The sequence below is a fragment of the Rhodohalobacter sp. genome (assembly GCF_034521535.1).
Lineage (GTDB): Bacteria > Bacteroidota > Rhodothermia > Balneolales > Balneolaceae > Rhodohalobacter.
Genome location: NZ_JAXHMF010000006.1, coordinates 869,675 through 892,538, shown reverse-complemented (window position 1 = coordinate 892,538; position 22,864 = coordinate 869,675). Strand labels below are relative to the sequence as shown.

The 22,864-nt window shown below is 42.1% G+C and carries 15 protein-coding genes, 1 tRNA gene and 2 riboswitches; of the genes, 13 read left to right on the top strand and 3 right to left on the bottom strand.

The window, feature by feature from the left end:
* Nucleotides 1–62: 62 nt before the first annotated feature.
* Nucleotides 63–503 carry an Hsp20/alpha crystallin family protein gene (locus U5K35_RS16195; RefSeq protein WP_322572543.1) on the top strand — a complete coding sequence of 147 codons (441 nt, stop codon included), beginning with the start codon at nt 63–65 and terminating at the stop codon, nt 501–503.
* Nucleotides 504–577: 74 nt separating this feature from the next.
* Nucleotides 578–676, bottom strand: a riboswitch (TPP riboswitch).
* 289 nt (nt 677–965) lie between these two features.
* Here U5K35_RS16195 and U5K35_RS16190 read toward each other — a convergent pair.
* Entirely contained in the window at nt 966–1,499 is a 534-nt protein-coding gene (locus U5K35_RS16190) for a flavodoxin domain-containing protein (RefSeq protein ID WP_322572542.1), read from the bottom strand.
* A 47-nt stretch (nt 1,500–1,546) separates the two neighbouring features.
* The gene (locus U5K35_RS16185; RefSeq protein ID WP_322572541.1) at nt 1,547–1,798 is read right to left on the bottom strand and encodes a hypothetical protein; all 252 of its coding nucleotides are present in this window, start codon (nt 1,796–1,798) and stop codon (nt 1,547–1,549) included.
* Nucleotides 1,799–2,116: 318 nt separating this feature from the next.
* On the opposite strand from U5K35_RS16185, the gene U5K35_RS16180 reads away from it, so the two are divergent.
* From U5K35_RS16180 to U5K35_RS16145, 8 genes are all read left to right on the top strand, one after another.
* Nucleotides 2,117–2,326 carry a dodecin family protein gene (locus U5K35_RS16180; RefSeq protein ID WP_322572540.1) on the top strand — a complete coding sequence of 70 codons (210 nt, stop codon included), beginning with the start codon at nt 2,117–2,119 and terminating at the stop codon, nt 2,324–2,326.
* Nucleotides 2,327–2,388: 62 nt separating this feature from the next.
* Nucleotides 2,389–2,691 carry a hypothetical protein gene (locus tag U5K35_RS16175; RefSeq protein WP_322572539.1) on the top strand — a complete coding sequence of 101 codons (303 nt, stop codon included), beginning with the start codon at nt 2,389–2,391 and terminating at the stop codon, nt 2,689–2,691.
* 79 nt (nt 2,692–2,770) lie between these two features.
* Nucleotides 2,771–3,223 (top strand): IS200/IS605 family transposase, encoded by a 453-nt coding sequence (gene tnpA, locus U5K35_RS16170; protein WP_322572538.1) that lies wholly within the window; start codon nt 2,771–2,773, stop codon nt 3,221–3,223.
* Nucleotides 3,224–3,474: 251 nt separating this feature from the next.
* Nucleotides 3,475–3,575, bottom strand: a riboswitch (TPP riboswitch).
* 585 nt (nt 3,576–4,160) lie between these two features.
* Nucleotides 4,161–4,730, top strand: a complete 570-nt coding sequence (locus U5K35_RS16165) for a plasmid pRiA4b ORF-3 family protein (protein ID WP_322572537.1) — start codon at nt 4,161–4,163, stop codon at nt 4,728–4,730.
* A gap of 520 nt (nt 4,731–5,250) precedes the next feature.
* Nucleotides 5,251–5,709, top strand: coding sequence for a DUF2267 domain-containing protein (locus U5K35_RS16160; protein ID WP_322572536.1), 459 nt, complete (start codon nt 5,251–5,253; stop codon nt 5,707–5,709).
* 124 nt (nt 5,710–5,833) lie between these two features.
* Complete coding sequence (locus U5K35_RS16155) at nt 5,834–10,093, top strand: glycosyltransferase family 2 protein (protein WP_322572535.1); 4,260 nt, start codon at nt 5,834–5,836, stop codon at nt 10,091–10,093.
* The gene (locus U5K35_RS16150; RefSeq protein ID WP_322572534.1) at nt 10,077–14,558 is read left to right on the top strand and encodes a GH36-type glycosyl hydrolase domain-containing protein; all 4,482 of its coding nucleotides are present in this window, start codon (nt 10,077–10,079) and stop codon (nt 14,556–14,558) included. Before U5K35_RS16155 ends, U5K35_RS16150 begins: the two co-directional genes overlap by 17 nt.
* A gap of 235 nt (nt 14,559–14,793) precedes the next feature.
* Complete coding sequence (locus U5K35_RS16145; protein WP_322572533.1) at nt 14,794–15,930, top strand: chemotaxis protein CheB; 1,137 nt, start codon at nt 14,794–14,796, stop codon at nt 15,928–15,930.
* 491 nt (nt 15,931–16,421) lie between these two features.
* On the opposite strand, the gene U5K35_RS16140 is transcribed toward U5K35_RS16145, so the two are convergent.
* A tRNA-Leu gene (locus U5K35_RS16140) sits at nt 16,422–16,505 on the bottom strand.
* Nucleotides 16,506–17,423: 918 nt separating this feature from the next.
* Here U5K35_RS16140 and U5K35_RS16135 point away from each other — a divergent pair.
* The 4 genes from U5K35_RS16135 to U5K35_RS16120 all read left to right on the top strand — a co-directional run bounded on the left by U5K35_RS16135 (nt 17,424) and on the right by U5K35_RS16120 (nt 22,822).
* Nucleotides 17,424–18,857, top strand: coding sequence for a sugar porter family MFS transporter (locus U5K35_RS16135; protein ID WP_322572532.1), 1,434 nt, complete (start codon nt 17,424–17,426; stop codon nt 18,855–18,857).
* A gap of 184 nt (nt 18,858–19,041) precedes the next feature.
* Nucleotides 19,042–20,946: a glucosamine-6-phosphate deaminase gene (nagB, locus tag U5K35_RS16130; RefSeq protein ID WP_322572531.1), complete on the top strand. Its 1,905-nt coding sequence runs from the start codon at nt 19,042–19,044 to the stop codon at nt 20,944–20,946.
* A 198-nt stretch (nt 20,947–21,144) separates the two neighbouring features.
* Complete coding sequence (locus U5K35_RS16125; protein ID WP_322572530.1) at nt 21,145–21,690, top strand: RNA polymerase sigma-70 factor; 546 nt, start codon at nt 21,145–21,147, stop codon at nt 21,688–21,690.
* A 76-nt stretch (nt 21,691–21,766) separates the two neighbouring features.
* A complete protein-coding gene (locus tag U5K35_RS16120; RefSeq protein WP_322572529.1) occupies nt 21,767–22,822 on the top strand; it encodes a FecR family protein in 1,056 nt (351 codons plus the stop codon).
* Nucleotides 22,823–22,864 lie beyond the last annotated feature (42 nt).

The window sequence follows — 22,864 nt, the reverse complement described above, 5'->3', positions numbered from 1 at the left end:
ATGGATGATTATTTCCATGTGTTAAATACTGAAATAAAATAGTGAGAGGTGTTCAAATGAAAATGATTAAGCGAGAAGAACCGAGAGCCATAGATATGCTCAGGAAAGAGATGGATCATTTTTTTGATGATCTTGTTCCATTTTCCTGGAAAAAAGAGAATGGCGGATCTGATTTGAGAATGTGGTCGCCAAGCGTTGACATTTCGGAAGACGATAATGAGTATCTCATAAAAATGGATATTCCCGGAATGGATAAAAAAGATATCAAAGTAAATTACCAGGATGGACGACTTACGGTTACGGGTGAAAGAAAAACCGAATCGAAAGAGGAGAAGAAAGATTACATTCGCCAGGAGCGATATCGCGGAAGTTTTTACCGGTCTTTTACTCTAACCGATTCCATTAAAGATGAGGAGATTCAGGCCACATTTAAGGATGGAGTTTTGAAGCTGGTGGTTCCGAAAACGGAAACCGTTAAACCAAAATCCATTAAAGTAAATTGATTTCTAAATCGGGCAGTAAATAAAAAACCCCGTTGTGAATTGAATCACAACGGGGTTTTCTGTTTGATTGAAAATGATCGGAGTCTCAATCTCCTTTCGTCAGCATTAACTGCTTCAAGTTTTAAGGATATAATCTCAGTCTCGAACGAATCAAGACACTCCCGTCAAGACCCCGACAATTTTTTAGTTGTCTGGATTATTAATTATCACAGCTTGAAAATTAGTTAACCGGAGCACACTTTTCTAATCGTTTGATAGACTTAAAAAGAGCCGGCGGATGATTTTTCCGGACTAAATGACTCCCTGCCGTAGCATAAGAATTACTCTGTGCTCTTAATTCCCTTCAGTATGTCAATAAACTCTACTGCAGTATAAAAAACGCCAAACTTTTTTGACGTAAGGGTTAGGTAAAAACGTGTGTAATATTTCTTTGAATCAGCCTGTAGATTTTCAGTAAAAAGCTTACGGCAGTTTTTCAATTTTGCGAATTACACCACGAACCTGATCCCAGTCAGTATATTCATGATCCTGGGTTGTATCGGTATCGCCACCGGACCGGCGACTGATCATACGCATGATAAAACGTTTGAAATAGTCGTACTGAGTGTAGAGGAGTGCCCCGGCAATTTGTTCAATAAATTTGGGTTTCCATCCGGTTTCCAGTAGAAAATCTTCGGTATGTTGTTTGAGCTCTTTCCACGACTCAGGCTCATCGGTAGCAGCCGTAAGACTCACGGAAAGAAAACATGAATTCATTTGATTGAGGTTGCCATGATATTTCTGAACAAAATCTTTTACAGTTACTTGATATTTCCCACCGTGCAGTGATGCGGCTATCAATACAGCATCAAATTCAGAAGGATCAGGTGCAGGCGGAGTAACCATCGCGTCAAACAGAGTGGGAACATGTCCGGCTATTTCAGATTCATCCCGGAGAAACTCACTAATTCTGCGAGTTTGTCCCTCAGTGGAACCGTAAACAATCATCAGCTTCATGATGTACACCTATCTTTTGATTGAATATGAAATTCACGTTAAATGTATTATTCGATATCTACTTTCATTACATCCACTAAGTAATAAACCTCATCTTCAACAAAATCGATGGTTCCTCGTACAACCTGGAATGCTTCACCTTCACGGAATGGAAGCTTTGCCTCAGGTATTGGTTCACTGTCGTGTTTTACCGTGATTGCTCCCCCTTCATTTTCCCACTGCTCCATCAGTTTATGGTATGCAGTAGTCGCTTTGGGAACGTCCAGGACAATCCTGATTCTCTTTTCATATGATTTCATAATCTCTCCGGACTAAAGTTGATCAAATATTTTACAGAGAGTTTTATCTCTGTTTATAATGTTAATCATTACTTCGCAGATGCTGTATCGGCAGAATGATGGAGATGGACTCATGGAAAAACCGAGCCGGGTGTAGGAAAACCTTGACAGCGTAAATTACCATCACTGATCTGTTCAAGTTTGAGAATTGCTGACACTTATAGCAGTGATTACTTTACAAGTGCCTTACAGATGAGGGACAATCAAAAGCAGAAGAAATTGAGATCTTTAACAAGGGATTTGAAATAATAAACAAGAGAAGATTAAAAAGGAGGAGTCATGTCTTTAGCAAAAGTAATTGAAGTGATTGCCGAAGGAAGTACAATGGAGGGAGCTGTAACAAATGCGGTAAAAGAAGCATCAAAAACAGTTCATAATATCCGAAGTGTTTATTGTGAAAACATCAAGGGAATTGTAGAGAATAATAAAGTGGTCAAATTCAGGGTGAATGCGAAAATTACATTTGTTCTGGAAGATCAAAAGGCGTGAAAGTAGATTTGGATGACCGGTCGGTTTAGGGTGCAGACCCGATAATCGCGAAAGCGAAAAAAATGGCACAAAACCGGCTGGATCATCCACATAATAAACGTATTGGGAAGGTAATAATGACTGGATTAACCGGTACACTAATTTATTGGTACATATCCGTTGGCTTGATTGTGGGGCTTTCAATGGCAATCATTATTGGTAAAGAGGGAGTTTCATTTAATTCGAATATCATTTTTGGCGTAATAGCAAGTGTGGGTATTGGAAATAGTACCAAAACTGCTAGTTCTTGGTTTGTTTGTGTACAACAAATGGTTGATTTATTTACATCAATGGACTTGCTTGCCCTAAAGGGGCAAAGTCAATAACATAGTGCAGAGCACTATGCCAAAGCGCCGACCAAAAAAGAAAGCCCTGTAAGGGCGTAAATCCGTCAAAACGTTGCTTATGCCTCAATCACTTTCCAAGGTTTATACGCATATAATTTTCAGCACAAAGCACAGAAAAAATCTGATTGACGACCTGATTGAAAATGATCTTTACAATTATGTTGGGGGGATTTGTAAAGAGTTAGAATGTAATCCCGTTCAGGTAGGAGGACACAAAAATCACATTCATCTTTTATGCCTTCTTTCTAGAAAAGTCGCCCAGATGGCTTTGGTTCAACAAATCAAGCAGGGATCATCAAAATGGATCAAAACAATGGGTAAACCCTATTCTAATTTCTATTGGCAGGATGGTTATGGGATTTTCTCAGTATCCCCAAAACATGTAGACACTGTAATTGAATACATAAAGAATCAGCACGAACACCATCAAAAGATAACATTTAAGGATGAGTATAGGAAGTTCTTAAAAAACTACGGAGTTGATTTTGATGAACGATATGTTTGGGATTAAACTGTTAAGCTTACGCCCGCGTTGGGGCTTTTGAACCTTTTGACTTGTTATCATCGCGCGCTGCACGATGTTACTGACCGGCACTCCTTTGGAGCTGAATCGAACTTAAATTCAGAGCATCTAAGCATCTAAAATGGTTTTGTAGCATCAAAAATTGATTTAAACTCCATAGTTATACCCCATATATAATAATTCAAAAAAAAGCCCCGTAATCAGATTTCTGATTACGGGGCTACTTCCTCTCTTAATTGGATCGAAGTCAACAATTTCCTTACGTCCCGTATGATCGGATTTCAAGTTCAAAGGGTATATTCTCAGCCTTGATGGATTCAAGACACCCCTAACTGTTGACTTCGAGTTTCTTAACCGAACCTCTCTCTTTTTTCTCTCCGGCTGATTTTGAACCTCTCGTTTGCTCAACATTAACCACAAATTCAGACCGGGGCACAATCAGGCACTCCTTTTGTTGAAGATACCTTGATTTATCAGCGGACAATTTTCTGATAGATTCAACCTGCACCGTAGTAGCAGATTAAATTGTGCCCTTAATCCGTTTACTCTCAATAGCTCAAAGAACTCAATAGTAGTATAAATACTTAGGTGGTAATGCTATGTAAGAATTGCAGTTAACTGCGTGTAGTATTATCTCCATAGCCTCCTGTCAGGTTATTGGAGTTTGTTTAATGTGCGATATTTTAAACAAGAACTGTTTGAGAGGAAGAGTGTTAGCAGTGGGAATTCTATAGTTCATTTTAGTTTCAAGACTCAATAACTGTTTACCTGCGTACAGATTAGTTATGTTCGGATTTGTGATAAGTGTGTTTTACGTTTATTCTGTGAACTACTACCTCCAATCAGTAGATTGTATAAGGCAAAAACGCATCTTTGAAAGACTAAAGATAATTCTCTTATAAACTCTAAAAATAGTGTGCAAAACATGAAGAAATCCGCTTACCAAATTAAACTCGAACTTGCAGGCTCAAAACCCAAAATCTGGCGGAAATTGATCATTCCCGCCGATATCCTGCTAAGTGATCTCCATAAAGTAATCCAGACGGCCATGGGCTGGACTAATTCTCATCTACACCAGTTTATTAAGGGAAGAGTTTTCCTGGAACCTCCAATAGACGACGACTTCCTGGATTCTGCAGGTATCGATTACACCGGATATACTATCGACAGGCTTTTGGAGGAGAAGAGTGATAAGATTCGCTACGAATACGATTTCGGTGATGGCTGGGAGCACATTATCACTCTCGAAGAAATAATTGAAAACTGTGAGGAACCACTTCCTGTTTGTACAGACGGAGCCATGAACTGTCCGCCCGAGGACGTCGGCGGCATCTGGGGATTTCAGGAGTTTAAAAAAGCGTTGAATAATCCCTCTCATCCGGAGCATGAAATGTATAAAGAGTGGATTGGAGGGCAGTACGATCCGGAATATTTTGACCTAGATGAAGTTAACGAGATGCTGCAAGATGATAATTTTGGAGTGTTTGAGTGGTGATTGGCCAATAAACTATCCTGATATTCTCTTCTGTGGTTTTACTTGATGTTTGGGTAATGGCTTGAAAAAAAGTGTATTCCAAGAATAATTATTTTATTCAGCCTTAAACACTTGCACTTCTTTGCGAGCATGTCTACCCCTCGCTTGACTCGACTAGCTTCGCTCACTCGCCTACGCATTTCCCTTCTCAAGAGTGGATTTTAGAGACTGAGCTTTTCTTGCTAGTTGAGGACGGTGATTTCGTTTGCCTGAATTACATTGTCGATATCATCAACCACTTCCTCGTCCCAAAAACGAATGATATGTCAGTTGTACAGGGATTTTGTTGGGTTGTATCCCTTCAATCCGTTTTTGCTCTGTACTGTAGGGGTGTTCCTAATTCAGTCTTACTATATAATAGTACAAAGAGATTCACATCTGTACTACAAAGGAGAGTGTCTTTTACAGTGTAGATTGTAAGATAATCTGCTCACTTTATATAAAGAGGTACCACATAAAAAATGAATCAAAGGAGAATAAAATGAGCATTCAAGTAAATTTTGATAAACACAGCAAAGAGGCAAATGAGTGGCTGTTGGAAATTGGTGATCGAGCAGGTTTCCCGGACCGGACTGATTGGTCTTACGGTTGCCTAAGAGCGGTGCTGCATACACTAAGAGATCGTACAACCATAGAAGAGGTTTTTCAACTCTCTGCGCAGCTTCCGGTTTTAATACGAGGCATCTTTTTTGAAGGATATAAGCCGTCAGGGAAACCTGATAAACTGAATGCCGAGGAGTTTATGTCCAGAATCAAAAAAGATCTTGGTAATGCCAACCCTATCTCTGCAGATGAAGCATTCCGGGTTGTAATAGAATTGTTATACGATAGAACTACACCCGGAGAGATGGATGATATTCGCGGACAAATGCCAAAAGCAATTCAGCAGATCTGGAATAAGTATCGTCCGCTGGAGACAGAGAACGACTGGGTTGAATGAGAATGGGAATTGGGGCAATTCCTACGTTAGGAATGAGAAATACTTTCAAACAGATTCAAGAATTCCTTATCCGTCTGTGAGATAAGAAGCGGATATTGATATGAGAGAAACTCAATTCTGAAACATGACCATAGAGAGTGAAATGGATCAGGAATCCAAGATATCTTACAATATTAACTATTTAAAAGAGAGTGCGACAAATCTGGCAGAGTTGCATTCCGTTTCTGATTCCTCAAAAAAAATACGTCCGGTTAAGCCCATTCTTGAAAATTCAAAAAAGATATTGGTTAATGCCTATCGGATATTGTCGGGCATGGCCAAGCAAAATAAAGATCTTTCTCCTGCAGCTGAGTGGCTGATCGACAATTTTTACATCATTCAGGAACAGATTGTCCAGGTGAGTGAGGATTTTCCCCGCGAATTTCAAAGAAATATTCCAGCGCTTGCAAACGGGGAATATGAAGGGTTGCCCAGGGTTTATGAGCTTATCATGAACTATCTCTTACATTCAGACAATCTTGTAGATGAAGAGGTTTTGATCCATTATATACAGCACTATCAGCAGTTTGAAACGCTCAAATTGGGTGAGATTTGGGCCATCCCAATTATGATTCGATTGTTACTCATTCAGAATCTTTCTGAAAAAGCCTCCAGGATTATAGACCGAAAAGAGATTTGGAAGGAAGTAAATGAACTGATTAGCAAAAAAAATGAAAATGATATTAATGAACCCGGTAAACTGATTAGTTCACTATCTGATTGGATTGAAAAATATAGGAATACAGATGAGAACGTTCTTGCTCTGATTGAACTCTATAACCAGTTATTGCAGGCCGGACTGTTACAGGAAGAACAAAAACGCTGGTTTAATTACAGATTTAAAAAGCTGGATCTATCAATTGATGATGCGATGCGCATTGATGCACAGCGCCAGTCCCGGCTGCAGGTCAGTATTCAAAATGCGGTTATTACGCTTCGTGAATCTTCAGAAACAAATTGGTCAGACTTTGTAGAAGAGTGTTCCATTGTGGATCAGATTCTGCGACTTGATCCGTATGGTGCCTACTCAAATATGGATTTTGAAACGCGGGATCACTACCGGAGGGTTGTTGAACGAATAAGCCGCCATTCAGGGAATTCTGAAACGGATGTGGCTGAAAAGGTGCTCATTTTAGCAGAAGATCAGGGCCGATTAAATGAGCAGGGTGAAGGTGATTTGGATTCACTCTACAACCGGTCTGCAGTAAAAGAGCATATCGGTTATTACCTGGTGGGTAAAGGCTACAGGAATTTTGCATCAGATTTGGGATATCGAATGCCGTTCCGGGAGAGATTTCAGAAGTGGTTTGAAAAAAAGCCATTTTGGTATATTGCCACAATTATTTTCCACACAATTGTTCTGATGGTGATCTTGTGGTTGGTTACGGACGCAATCAGTGAATCACCATTTGTTGCGATATCGGTTTTACTGGTTTCACTATTCCCGGCACTCGATCTGTCTGTATCTGCCGTCAACCGCTTTTTTGCATTTCTACTCCCGCCCAGAAAATTAAATAAAATGGATTTCAGGGACAGCATTCCTGACGCGTTCAGAACATTGGTTGTGGTTCCAACTATGTTTTCATCGGTCGAAGATGTGAGAGACCAAATCAATCGGCTTGAAATCAGATCTCTGGCAAATCCGCATCCGGGATTACAGTTTGCGCTTCTTTCGGATTTTCATGATTCATTGAATGAAACAGAACCGGTCGATCAGGAAATCCTGGATGCTGCCAAACAAGCCATTTCTGAGTTGAATGAAAAATATTCTTCAGCTTACGGTGATAAGTTTTTCGTACTGCACAGAGATCGAATCTGGAATGAATCTGAAGGAGTTTGGATGGGTTGGGAGCGAAAACGGGGAAAGCTGGAAGAGTTCAACATGCTTTTGTCTGATCCCAATGCGAAAACGACGTATTCATTTATTGCAGGAAATTTGATGGAGTCGCTTCAGCGTGATAAAGTGAACTATATAATTACGCTGGATTCGGATACAAAACTGCCGCCCGACAGTGCCATCAACCTGATCAGAACGATTGCTCATCCTCTGAACCGTGCCTTTTACAATCAGGAGAAGAAGAGGATTACTTCCGGTTATGCCATCATTCAGCCCAGAATATCCATTCCGCCGGCATCAGCTCGAAAAACGTGGTTTTCAAAGATATTTTCGGGAAATGTCGGGCTTGATCCCTACTCGACAGCGGTATCCGATATTTATCAGGATTTGACGGGGGAAGCGGTTTTTACGGGTAAGGGAATTTATGACGTCACGGCATTTCATGAAGTAATGAGTGGTTGTTTTCCGGAAAACCGGATTCTATCGCATGATCTGATCGAAAGCACTTACTTAAGAACGGGGCTCGCATCGGACATTGAATTGTACGATGATTATCCGCTGACGTACGCGAGCTACAGCAATAGAAATCATCGCTGGACACGCGGAGACTGGCAAATTGCTTCCTGGCTTTTTAAAAATGTACCTACACAACAGGGAGAGGAGAAAAACCGGATCAACATTCTTTCGAAGTGGAAGATTTTTGACAATCTCCGTAGATCGTTGAATCCATTTTTCCTGACGCTCTTTTTTATATCAGGCTGGTTTTTTCTTCCGGGCTCTGCATGGCTCTGGACACTTTTCGCATTCGGAATTCTGGCATTTCCGATATATGTAAGTTTGTCAACCGATATTATCAACCGGCCGGCAAGGGTACGATGGCGTCTCTACCTGGAAAAAGTACGCGCCAACCTGAGGATCAACACCGTTCAGGCACTGTTTGTGGTTATAATTTTGCCCCATCAGGCTGTAGTACAACTGGATGCAATCTTCCGCACGCTTTATCGTCTAAATTTCTCAAGGAGAAATTTACTGGAGTGGACTACGGCCTCTCAAACAGAATCGAGCAGTCCGAATTCTTTACCGGCCTATTTGAGAATGATGATCATACCCACTGTACTGGGTGTATCTATAATAGCCGGCGCGCTTTTTATAAATCCCGGTTATTTGTGGACAATGGTTCCTTTTTTTGTGTTTTGGACCGGTGCCCCGTTATACGTTTGGTATATAAGTCAACCTGTCAAGTCTAAAAAAGCCGAAGCTGATGAGTCAGATTATTTATTGCTTAGAGAATACAGCAGGCGAACCTGGTTCTTTTTTGAACGGTGGGTTACGGAACAGCAGTCGTGGCTGCCGCCGGATAATTATCAGGTTGATCCCCCGTTGCCCCCGGCCGACAGAACATCACCGACCAACATTGGCCTGGCTTTGGTTGCAAATCTTGTAGCCTATAACAGGGGATACATCACGTATAGTGAGCTGCTGGATAGAATGGAAAACACGCTTCTTTCACTTGAAAGATTGGAGCGATATAAAGGGCATTTCTTTAACTGGTATCAAACCACAATGGGGCATGTATTAAATCCCAGATATATTTCTACCGTTGACTCGGGAAATTTGGCTGCAGGCCTGATTACGGCGAAAGAGGGAATTAAAGCTGCTTCGAAAAAACAACCCTTGAATTCTGAATTTTGGGAGGGTTTAAAAGATACCGTCAGAGCGGTTCAGAATATTTTTTTAGAGCTTGAAGATGATTGCCCCGGTAGCAATCCCTGCTTTCGGGATATTCAATCAATTACAGCAACCATTCTGGATAAAGTGGACCGAAGTAAAAAATCAGGGTTAGAATTGCTCCGGGAAATTAAAGAAGATGCCACCCACTTGAGCGCAGTTGACTTGTTGCCATTAGGCAGTCACTACGATGACCAATACATGCAGGATTTGCGCTATTGGGTGGAAAGTCCGCTTCGCCAGCTGGAAAAATCGATCGCTGAATGGAAATGTTTGTGCGAAGATTCATCGATGGATCTGTCTGAATACTCTCCTGAAATGCTGGATGATATGATGAAGGATAAAAGTGAAAATTCACAGTGTGTGCTTCTGTTGAAACAGTGGAAAAGTCAGACAGATCAAATTATTTCGATTTGTGAAAAATTGATCGAAGAGATGAACTTTACATTTCTATATCTGAAGAAGCGAGGGCTTTTTAGCATCGGGTTTAATGTAGATCGGTCTCAGCTTGATAAAAGCACATACGATCTGTTGGCAAGCGAAGCCAGAATTGCATCGTACATTGCCATCGCCAAAGGTGATATTCCGGTGGAGCATTGGTTCAGATTGAGCAGAAGGCTTACAAGTTTGAACCGGAATGAAATACTGCTCTCCTGGGGAGGTACCATGTTTGAATATTTGATGCCGCTTTTATTCATGAAGAGTATCCCTGAAACTTTGATGGATCATACCTACGAAAATGTTGTGAAGTGGCAACAGGAGTATGGTAAAAGAAAATAGTAAGCCATGGGGATTTTCAGAAAGTGCCTACTACAATTTAAATCTGAATATGCACTACCAGTACCGGGCATTCGGAGCACCCGGTTTGGGACTAAAGCGCGGACTTGCTGAGGAGTATGTTGTAGCTCCGTATGCATCACTATTGTCACTTTCCGTAGATCCCGCCTCATCCATAAAAAACCTGAAGCGAATAGAGAAAAAGGGTGGATCAGGGCTGCATGGATTTTTTGATGCTATTGACTTTACACCCTCCAGACTAAACAGCGGGGAATCATTCAAGGTGGTAAAATCGTACATGGTTCACCATCACGGAATGGGACTTATTGCGTTGGAGAATTTTTTGAATGACAATGTGATTCAGGATTATTTCCATGCTGATCCAAGAATTCAGGGTTGTGAATTAATCCTGCAAGAGCGGGTACCGAGAGGCGTGCCGATTAAAGAACCTCATCCGATTGAGGTGGAACTGGAACCGGGAGAGCAGGAAACCATTCAAAATATTGTAGAGCATGCGGGTATGGGGGAACTGGACATCAGTCCGCCAAGATTGCGTCTGCTGTCGAACGGCAGTTTTTCAAGTTTGCTGACTCACTCCGGTACAGGCAATGCCCAGTATAACGGAGTTACGCTTAATGGCTGGAATCCTGATCCGACGACCGATCCGCTGGGAGTTTTTGTGTACATCAAGGATTTAAAAACCGATGAATTCTGGTCTGCAGGTCATCAGCCTGTAAAACGTAAGCCGGACCGGTATGACAGCTGGTTTCACAACGGAAAAGTGGTTACTTCCAGAGTCGATGAGTGGATTGAGACAACAACTGAGGTTTGTGTGTCACCCGACTATCCAATCGAACTCCGGAAAATCACGCTGACCAACTATTCTGATAAAGAGAGAGAGCTTGAGGTGACGAGTTACGCAGAGGTTGTGCTGAATCAGAGAAAGGATCACAACTCGCACCCGGCATTTTCCAAGCTGTTTATTCAAACAGACTACCTGGCTGAACATCACGCGCTGCTGGCAAAACGACGGCCCCGGAGTGATAAAGAGTCCCCCATGTGGATGGTGCACACATTTGCCGGAGAAGAGAAAGAAAATTTAACCGAACCGCTTCAGTTCGAAACGGAGCGATCTAAATTTATCGGGAGAGGAAGAACACTCAATCATCCCAAAGCGATGGACAGGGAATCAAGATTGGAGTATTCGCTTGGGAATGTATCGGATCCGATTATGAGCCTCCGGAAAAAAATAAAGCTAGGGCCGGGTGAGAAAGTTATTTTTTCTTTCGGACTGGGTTATGCCAAATCGGAACAGGAAGCCGTTCAGATGGCTGATATGTACGACAATTCATTAGCTGTATTCAGAGCCTTCGACCTGGCCGATGTATACAGTTCCGTTGAGCTGAATCATGTAGAAATCAATTCAAAAGAAGCGCACTATTTCCAGGAGCTGGCTTCGTACGTGATCTACTCCAATTTGAAATACCGGGGAGATCCATCAATGCTGACTGAAAACAGAAAGAAACAGCAGGATCTTTGGGTTTATGGAATTTCCGGCGATCTGCCATTGGTAATATTTAAGATGGATCAGACAGATCAGATTAAACATCTGAAGAAAATGTTGAAGGCACACGCTTTCTGGAGATTAAAAGGGTTGCAGACAGAGCTTCTGATCCTGAATGATCACGCTCCGAGTTACGCTGATGAAGTTCATGAAGCCATTATTCAGCTGATTGAATCATCATCTGAGAGAGGATTCATGAATAAATTTGGGGGGATTTTTCTACACCGAACGGATAAAATGCCACCGGAGGATCTGGCTTTGGTTAACAGCGTAGCGCATGCGCAGTTCAGACGTAAACTTCCTGCAAAAGAGGATCTGATTCAGAAAGGAATGGAGACAAAATCCTGGTTGAGTCTTGATACTGAAGAAGATTTTGAACCTGTATCTGTGGAGTTTGATGATGATTCGGTGCCTGTTCAAAGCGAAGAAAATTTACTCTATTTCAACGGGTTTGGAGGGTTCAGTAAAGATGGAAAAGAGTATCGGATTCAGATAAAAATTGATCCGGAAACCAATCGCCACGTTTTTCCGCCGGCTCCCTGGGTGAATGTGCTTTCAAACCCGGATTTCGGCTCTTTGATAACCGAAAGCGGTGCAGGCTATACCTGGAGTGAAAACAGCCGTGAAAATAAAATGACCACCTGGTCCAACGATCCGGTTTTAGATCCGCACTCAGAAGCATTTTATATCCGCGATAATGAAAACAGAATATTTTGGTCTCCGGCGCCGGGCCCTGTTCCGGGAAATGGAAACTACGAGGTTGCTCATGGATTCGGAACCACTACATTTTATCACATAAGCGCAGGACTGAGTCAGGAGTTGACCCACTATGTACCGCTGAATGAATCTGTAAAAATCAGCCGTCTGGTGATTGAGAATTTGGATAACAGCGTACGTTCTCTTTCACTTTTCAGATATTCAGACCGGGTATTGGGAGTGAGCCGGAATAGCTCATCGAGATATATTATCTCCAATTTTGTGGATGAAATGAACACGCTGATCTCCAAAAACTTCTACAATAATGAGTTTGCCGGCAGGGTTGCGTTTTCAGGAGTTTACATGTCCGAAAATGAACAGGAGGTCTTTTACACTACAGAAAGAGAGAATTTTATTGGTCGGAACCGATCTTTAAGCAATCCTTTATCTATTTGTAAATCTCAAAACCTCGAAAATCAGATTAACATTGGCTCAGACCCATGTGCAGCTCTTCAGCTCAATCTGGAAATACAGAAAGGTGAAAAAAGAGTTGTCTATTTTATTGACGGTGAAGCTAAAAGTGAAAAAGATGCGAAGGAAATCCTGTTAAAATACAGAGACAGTGAAGAGGCAGAGTCAGCTCTCAATGATGTAAAGAATTACTGGTCAGAGAAAAATGGAAAAGTACAGGTTGAAACACCGGACAAGTCGATAGATCTGATGGTAAACGGATGGCTGACCTATCAAAATTTATCCAGCCGAATGTGGGGAAGGACAGCCTACTATCAAGCCGGAGGAGCCTTTGGATTTCGGGATCAGCTACAGGATTCCATGGCACTGCTTTACGTAGATCCGGATCTGACCAGAAAACAGATTTTGCTTCATGCTTCGAAACAGTTTGAAGAGGGGGATGTACTGCACTGGTGGCATCCGCCAACAGGAAGAGGAATTCGATCAAAAATCACGGACGACCGACTCTGGCTGCCTTACGTAACGGATCACTATTTACGGGTAACCGGTGATGCAGATATTCTGAATGAAGAGGTTTCCTACATCAATGCCCGTTCACTGGAAGATGATGAGCATGAAGTATATCTCACTCCACAGGTTACCGAGAAAACCGGTTCTCTCTACGAACACTGCTGCAGAGCAATTGATATTTCGCTTCAGTTCGGTCAGCACGGACTTCCGCTAATAGGTGCGGGTGACTGGAATGACGGGATGAACCGTGTGGGCGAAGAGGGAAGAGGTGAGAGTGTCTGGCTGGGTTTCTTCATCTATGATACTCTGCAGCGCTTTATTCCAATTTGTGAAAAAATGGGGGATGCTGACCGGGTTGATAGATATAAGAAAACGGCATCGGATCTGGAGTTGCGACTGAACAGGGAAGGCTGGGATGGAGAGTGGTATTTGCGGGCGTTTTATGATGATGGAACTCCGCTCGGTTCGATACAGAATGAAGAGTGTAAAATTGACGCGATCTCTCAGGCATGGGCTGTGATCTCCGGTGTGGCAACGGATGAGCGTGCCCATAAGGCACTGCAGTCGGCAGAAAAACATCTTATTTCTGAGTCAGACGGTATTATTCGATTGCTCAATCCGCCGTTCGATAAAACCGAAAAAAATCCGGGCTACATCAAAGGGTATATTCCGGGAGTTCGAGAAAATGGCGGGCAGTATACGCACGGTGCACTTTGGCTGATCAAGGCCATGGCGGAACTCGGCAAGGGAGAAAAAGCAGTGAACTACCTGAACATGGTGAACCCGATTAATCACGCATCAACATTAGATAAATGTCTACAGTATAGAGTTGAACCGTATGTAGTCGCCGCCGATGTTTACGGTGAACCGCCATTGACCGGCATGGGAGGCTGGACCTGGTATACAGGTTCCGGCGGATGGATGTATCGTGTGATGCTGGAGTCTGTTTTAGGGTTCAAGGTAGAAGGAGATTACATCATTCTCAGTCCGGCTATTTCGAAATCCTGGAAAGAATATACAATCCGTTACAAACCTGATGAGAATGGAACCGGGTATATCATAAAAGTTGAAAATCCGGATGGTGTTGAGACCGGCAAATTAGCCGGAAAAATGGATGGAGAAAAGATTACGTCAAACGGTAAGGTGACCAAGATTAAAATGGTGAAAGACGGCAAAACTCATCAGGTTGAATTGAGGATCTACAGTGTAATAGAAGAAAAAGTTTAACCCGGATTACAAAGAGTTCTAAGAAAATATTACAACAAGATATTAGCTCTGATTAATGTACTAGCTCCAATCCTTGATACGTTACATTTAATAAGAATTGTTGAGAAAGTTTGACATGCTCTGTTGCTCATTTATCGAGAGAACTTGGTTTTAAACTGAATATCATTTTAGATAGACGGTTATGCCGGAGAAAGCAACTCTTTTCAACATTATCTCGAAAACTTAAAATAAAGTGATGATGTCCGGAGAGATTAAAAAATCATTTAAAGTACTCGTGGTCGATTCACACGTGCTAATTCGTCAAATCCTGGTATCTATTTTCAAGGAGATGGATGAGGTGCAATCTACGGTCTCTCTGGATTTAAAAAGTGTGCAGGAAATTGAGAATGAAATAGATCGGATTCAGCCGGATGTGCTTTTTTTGGGGTTAGACGCTGACACGAAGGATGAGATACAACTGGTAGAGTCGATTCGGAAAAACCGGCCGGGTCTGCCTGTCGTTATTATGGCTCCATTGAGTAAAAAAGGGGCATCTATAACATTGAAAGCTCTAAAATTGGGTGCAGTAGAATTTATTACAAAACCGGATAGGAACAGCGGGATTACCCTTTCTAAACGCCATTTCCGTAAAAGAGTCGTTCCGCTTATCCGGGTGATTGGAGAGTTGAATACGAACTTGCTATCAGTTATCCAATCATCAGATTTAACCATTCCGGATGTTGAAAAGGTCTTGGATCAAAAGCCTCAAAAACTTTCATCGAGTGTTGAGTTAGTAGTCATCGCGGGATGTACCGGAGGAGTGAAAGAGCTGTTTCAACTTGTTTCTGAATTGCCAACGGGACTTCCCACACCGGTTGTAATCGTACAGCATATGCCTAAAATTTATTCGAGGAAATTTGCTTCAGAACTGGATAGAATCACAGAAATGAACGTTAGAGAGGCGCAAAATGATAGTCCGCTTATACCGGGTCAAATATATCTGGCACCGGGAGGATATCACACGATTATAAAAAGTGACGGCTATCGTAAAGTGCTTGGAATACATAAAGGACCAAGGGAGAATAAAAACCGGCCCTCTATTGATGTGACACTTCGGTCTGCTACACAGGCTTATGGAAATAAAATACTTACTATTTTCTTGTCAGGCGGCGGGGTGGATGGGATTGCAGGCGCGAAAAATGTATATGAGTCGGGTGGGAAAATTATTTTACAAAACAGCGAAAGTGCACTTCTGTGGAATTTAAATCAAAAAATTTCTGAACAAATACCTGATCTGGATCATCATCCGACTAAGGATATTGGTTCGAAGATCATAAAAAATCTATTTGGCAAAAAACCAGCGAGAAGTATCCGATATCCGGTAAAAGGTTGAGGCCAATGGGACTTCACTGCATCATAAACGATTAGTGGGCTAAACCGGATAGAAATTCGGAGGCAGATCACGGAATAAGGATATTTACAGCTTTTGACTTGACCTTTTATTGACGGGAGCGCACTCTGTATCTGCTTTAAAGCGTGCAACATTTGGGTTAATTACCCACTATTTGTTTCACTAATGTTTCACTTAAAACAAAAAAGCCATGCAAGTTATTAATTTGCATGGCTTTATATTTTTAAGTGTACCCGAGAGAGTGACTCGTAACCTGTTTCAGCTACTGCTTTCAACAACAAGTCAGATAAAAGCCGAATAGCAAGTTTACAGAAAAAAGCCTGCATGCAAAGCTTGACAGGCTTATATTTGTACCCGAGAGAGGACTTGAACCGCGAAGCACTGCTTCGCAACAACAACGCTCGGATTTATAAATTGAAAAGAAGTTTACAGAAAAAAAAAGCCCGCCAGCAAAGCTGACAGGCTTATATTTGTACCCGAGAAAGGACTTGAACCTTCACGTCCGTGAGGACATACGCACCTGAAGCGCACGCGTCTACCAATTCCGCCACTCGGGCATTTCGTGTCGTTGATAGATTCTAAATATAGGGAGCTTTCACCTCTCTTTGCAATAAGAAATTGAATGAAAGATTATTTATTTAAATGAGGGCACAGCTGTACCAAACATTTTGAAAAGTGGGATGAATCATTATTATTGATTGAATCTGAATGGGTTTTGCCAACGATTTGAAACCAACTACCTGCATTCTGCTATCGGTGACAGATTAGGAAAAGCTTCTAATTGCGCATCAAACACCCCTCCCGGCTAAAGCCGTACTCCCCTCAAGGGGAGATTTATTCTGTCACTTCTGAAATAGTGTTGCCCCGCTTTTTGGGCAAAATTAGTCGCTACCGGTGACAGTCTGTATAATCCCCTCTTGAGAGGGGAAAAGCGTAAACGAAACGGCGAAGCCGGGTGAGTTTAGCGAGGGGTGTGTTGCATACGTTGATCTGGTGAAGAACTGGTTTTACCTTTCACGCCCTTATTCGAACACACCCCTGAATCACAAAACCAACGCTTCGCGCTGTTTTGTGATTCTGTCCCCTCTCGAGAGGGGATTTCGAAGCCTTTAAAATGTTTTTGCTTCCAATCTGTCATTGGTAGCAAAGTTCCGAGGCTTTTGTCGGTACGTAGTCGAGACATCTTCATGCTAAAAAAATAGCAAACAGCTTTCCCCTGATAAGAGTTTGTTCATGTTGATCAGCTCTCCTGTAGAATGGGGAAATTGTTTTGGACAGATATAAAATGAGATATCAGATTAGATTTTAAGAAGAGATTAAAAATAGAAAATTTGATTTCGATAAAATTTTTATAGATTCCATCGAATTTAAGATTGGAGTGGGGGCTACAATTTTTTAATCTGTCTTCACTATGATTTATTCGCTCTATGTATTGGATCTTTAATCGACGGCTATATTTAAAACATAATTAAGGTATGGAAAATAAAAGCGATACGAATAAAGTAAGAACTGACAATATGGGAAGAGTGATCTTCCTGTCAACTATTGCGGCTATCGGAGGGTTTCTTTTTGGATTTGATAGCGGTGTGATCAACGGTACGGTGGGGGCGTTACAGGAGGCATTTAATTCCGATGCTGTCGGGACGGGCTTCAATGTCGCCTCGATGTTGCTGGGATGTGCACTTGGAGCTTTTTTTGGTGGAAACCTGGCTGACAAATTTGGTCGAAAACCCATTTTACTGATTACTGCCGTTGCATTTATTATTAGCGCATATGGCTCCGGTGCAGCCGGTTCGTCTTTAATATTTGTTATGGCCAGAATATTAGGAGGGTTTGCTGTGGGGGCTGCCAGCGTATTGGTGCCGGCTTACATTAGTGAAATTGCTCCACCTAAGGTTCGGGGTGCTTTAACCACTTTAATGCAGCTGATGATTGTAATCGGTCTGTTTATCGCTTTTATCAGTAACTACAATATTGCGGGAAGTGCCGGCGGTGCCACGGAACCTTTCTGGGGTGGTTTTGACGCCTGGCAATGGATGTTCTGGGTTGAAATGATACCTGCCGGATTTTTCTTTTTAGGACTTCTATTTATTCCTGAATCCCCAAGATATTTGGTTGCGGCAGGAAAACTGGAAAAAGCTAAAGCGGTTTTAAACAGTCTTTCTTACGAAGATACCGCAAATGAAAAGATTAAGGATATTCAGTCAACCCTTGAGAAAAATCGAAAGCCAAAGCTTTCAGATATTATTTCCAAGCATACCGGGAAAATTCAGCCGATCATTTGGGTAGGGTTGGGTTTAACAACACTGCAGCAGTTTACAGGCATTAACGTGGTTTTTTACTACGGCGCAACACTCTGGCAGGCAGCCGGTTTTACGGAAGAGAATGCACTTCTTCAGAATGTAATCAGTGGATCCGTAAACGTGCTCTTTACATTTGTGGCCATTGCCCTGGTTGATAAAGTAGGGCGGAAGCCGCTTTTAATGATCGGTGCGCTGGGACAGGCAGTGATGCTGGGAATACTGGCATTAATATTTGGCACGGCGGCTGTAGCCGACGGAGGTTCACTGCAGCTTGAGGGGAATATGGGTTTGTACGCCCTGCTTTCAGCCAATGGATATATTGCGTTTTTTGCTTTCACTTGGGGCCCGATTATGTGGGTTATGCTGGGTGAAATGTTTCCTAATCAGTTCCGGGGTGCTGCTCTCGCAGTCTGTGGTTTGATTCACTGGTTGTCAAACTTCACAATTACAATGACTTTCCCCGTACTGCTGGCGTCTATTGGTCTCGGATTATCATACGGTATATATGCAGGATTCGGTGTCATCGCGTTCTTCTTTGTGAAGCGTTTTATAGTTGAAACGAAAGGGCGTACACTGGAAGATATGTCCCGCGATATCCAGAATTAATCCATTGGTAACTGCAGCTTAATCGGAGTTGCAGTCTCTGGAGATCAAAAAGAAGAAAGGTTTTCTGGGTGTAAGCTATAGTAATGGCTTACATCCGGCTAAATTCTGATCAAAAGGGGCAAGCTGTCATCCGAAAGAATTCTTTATCTGATAAGTATCTATTAAACTATAAGTACCATTAATTATGGAATTAACCGATCACCTGGGCCAGAAAATATTTGAAAAGATTGATACGAACATCTTTTCTGATGCAAGAGAGGCCTCGCATGTTGTTGCGAAAGAGATCGCCGGTTTAATTCGTGCCCGAAATCAAATCGGACAAAATACGGTACTTGGTTTGGCCACCGGTTCCACACCTATTCAGGTTTATGGCGAGCTGGTTCGGTTGCACAAGGAAGAGGATTTGAGTTTTGAGCGCGTGGTTACATTCAATCTGGATGAATATTATCCAATCCGGCCGGAAGAGCTGCAGAGCTACGTAAGATTTATGAATGAGTATCTTTTTGATCATATCGATATCAAAAAGGAGAACGTACACATTCCTGACGGCACTTTGGAGCGGGAAGATGTCTATCAGTATTGTAAAGAGTACGAGCAGAAAATTGAGCAGGTTGGTGGACTAGACGTACAGATTTTGGGAATCGGCCGGACCGGACATATTGGATTTAATGAACCGGGATCACTCGAAAAAACACGAACCCGGCTTGTAACACTTGATGAGCTTACAAGGGCAGATGCTGCCGCTTCATTTTTTGGCGAAGAACACGTGCCTCGAAGAGCCATCACAATGGGTGTGGGCACTATCCTGAAGGCAAAGAAAATCTACCTGATGGCTTGGGGTGAATCAAAAGCGTCCATCATTCAAAGATCTGTAGAAGGTGAAATATCGGCGCAGGTTCCGGCCACTTTTCTTCAGAATCACGAAAACACAAAAATAATACTGGATGAAGCGGCTGCCTCTGAATTGACCAGACGGAAAACTCCTTGGTTGGTTGGACCATGCAAGTGGGACGATCGCCGAATTCGAAAAGCTGTCACATGGCTGAGTTTACAAATCGGAAAGCCTATTCTGAAACTCACGGACGAGGATTATAATCAGCATGGAATGAGTGATGTTGTGACCGATTACGGTCCCGCCTACAATGTGAATATTCGCGTTTTTAATCAGGTTCAGCACACCATTACCGGTTGGCCGGGTGGAAAACCCAAAGCGGATGATTCGAATCGGCCGGAACGGGCTGAACCATTTCCGAAAAGAGTGTTGATTTTTTCACCGCATCCCGATGATGACGTGATTTCGATGGGCGGCACATTGATGCGTTTGGTCGACCACGGTCATGAAGTGCACATTGCCTATCAAACCTCGGGTAATATCTCGGTGTATGACAATGAAGCACTTCGGTATGCTGATTTTATCTCGCAGTACAGTTCAAACAAAAATGAGCAGAAACTGTTTGAAAATTTAAAGAAATCTGTTGAGGAGAAAATTCCCGGTGATACAGATTCTGAGGTAATGTTGGAAATTAAAACGAAGATACGGCAGGCTGAAGCGCGGGCCGCTTGCCGGTATTCAGGTCTGCCGGAAGAGAATATTAACTTTCTAAATCTACCTTTCTACGAAACAGGGCGGGCTAAAAAGGATCATCTTTCGGAAAAAGATATCAGTAAAATCCAGGATGTTATGGAGAAGGTGAAGCCGCATCAGATTTATGCAGCCGGTGATTTGTCAGATCCACACGGTACTCACAGAATTTGCTGGGATGCGATTCGAACTGCCCTTGGAAATTTCAAAGATGAAGAGTGGATGCAAGACTGTTTTGTTTGGCTCTATAAAGGTGTGTGGCAAGATTGGGATATCAGTGATATTGACATGGCGGTCCCCTTAAGCCCGGATGAAAGATTGAAAAAACGGCGGGCCATTTTTAAACACGCATCTCAAAAAGACCAGCCTAAATATCCCGGAGCCGAGAGCCGAGAGTTCTGGATGATTGCAGACGAACGAACGATGAAAACAGCCAGGCTTTATGATCAGCTCGGGCTTGCTGAATATGATTCGATTGAAGGTTTTACCCGCTATAAACTCTCTTGAATAAATATTACGGTTAATAAGGTCTTGTATTTCAGATGTAAATAATCTATCTATAAACAGTTGATGGTTCAAGGTGATAGTGTGTTATGTAATGCACTTTTGGTTTAGATATATCATTTCTCTTTTAATGCTCATTGTGATTGTTGTACTTTCAAAGAAGATTCCTATCTGCTATTAAAAAAACCGGAGCACACTCTAATGGATGATGTTGATAAAACTCATCATAAACTTGTGGAACAAATACGTTCAGGGGATCAGTGTGCTTTTGAAAAATTGTTTCATCTCCATTACAGCAGGTTGTGTGTTTTTTCGAACAGTTATTTAAAGTCGCTGGATCTGTCGCGGGATGTTGTTCAGGAAGTCTTTATTAAGATTTGGGACAACAGGGAGGAGTTTGATATCAAACACTCTTTAAAAGCCTATTTATATCAGGCGGTTCGCAATCAATCACTGAACCATCTTGAAAAAAATAAGCAGAAGATCAGGTTGAAAGAGAGCTTAAAAGAGCAGAGAGATATGTTGCAGGAGAGAGCTCTGGATGATTTTAATACCGAAGAGCTCACCCAAAAAATTTGGAAAATGGTTGAGGAACTGCCCGAAAGGCGAAAAACGATCTTTATTCTCTACCGTAAGCACGGACTATCCTACAAAGAGATTGCTGAGGTAATGGGTATAACACGAAAAACTGTGGAAAACCAGATGGGTAAGTCGTTGCAATTCTTGAGAGAACGGCTGGATCTGTAGCAGTTAAAAAAATAATTATTCTGAATGGGGGTACGGAGATTATTCTCTGTCTAATCTGTAACAAATAAGTAAAAATATGTCAGATAAAGAAGAAATATGGCCGGTAATTGTCCGATATCTTGATGGTATTGTGGACGATTCCGACTCAAAAAAATTAGAAGAGTGGCTTGCGGAAAACAGTGAAAACCGCCGTGTGCTTCATTCGGTGAGTCAGATCTGGAAAGCTTCTGAAGAGAGGTTACAAAACGCTCTTATTGAGGAATTGAACCTTGAAGAGGATTGGGAGAGAATTTCAGATCATATTTCTCAATCGGATGTGAAAGAGAAAAATGCACGTGTATTAAAGTTTAAGCGTCTCAGAAAACGACAACAATTTTTCTCAAACCTGATGAAAGTAGCAGCTCTTGTTTTAGTGGCCGTTGCATCCGGTTATTTAACGCTTCAGTATGCACCCGGACAGCAGCAAAAGGTTCACCAGTCTGTATTTAACGAGATTCAAACAAGTGCTGCTGAGCGTGCAAGGGTTGAGCTTGGAGATGGTTCAAGGGTGACTCTGAATGCGGCAAGTAAATTGATTATGCCGGAAACGTTCAGTCAAAGCTCGCGAGAAGTTGAGCTGCATGGTCAGGCATTCTTTGATATTGAATCAGACAAAAATCGTCCATTTCGTATTCAAACCCGGTCAGGATTGATTGAAGTGGTAGGAACATCGTTTGATGTGCGATCATATAGTGACGAAGATGTTATCGAAGTTGTTGTGAGAGAAGGAACTGTAGAGGTAAGTCAGGAATCAGATCCCTCCCAGAAATTGATTGTAAACGAAGGTTATAAGGGATCCATTCTGGTAGCTGAGAACAAGTTGAATTTGGTATGGACAGAAGATCTCGACAGCTATTTTGCCTGGATGGACGGACGACTTGTGTTTAAGAAAGATCCATTACATAAGGTTTTCCGGCATATTGAACGAATCTACGATATAGAAATTATCTACACCGGATCGGACGAAACCTTACTTGAAAAAGAATTTTCTGCTGATCTGAAAACCAGATCCGTAAAAGAAGTCATGGATGTGATAAAAATGGCCATGGATATTGAATTTGAAGTGGATGAAGATCGTGTGATCATCTATTAAATGATTTTTTACAAAACGTTAAAACCATAACACAAACCAAAA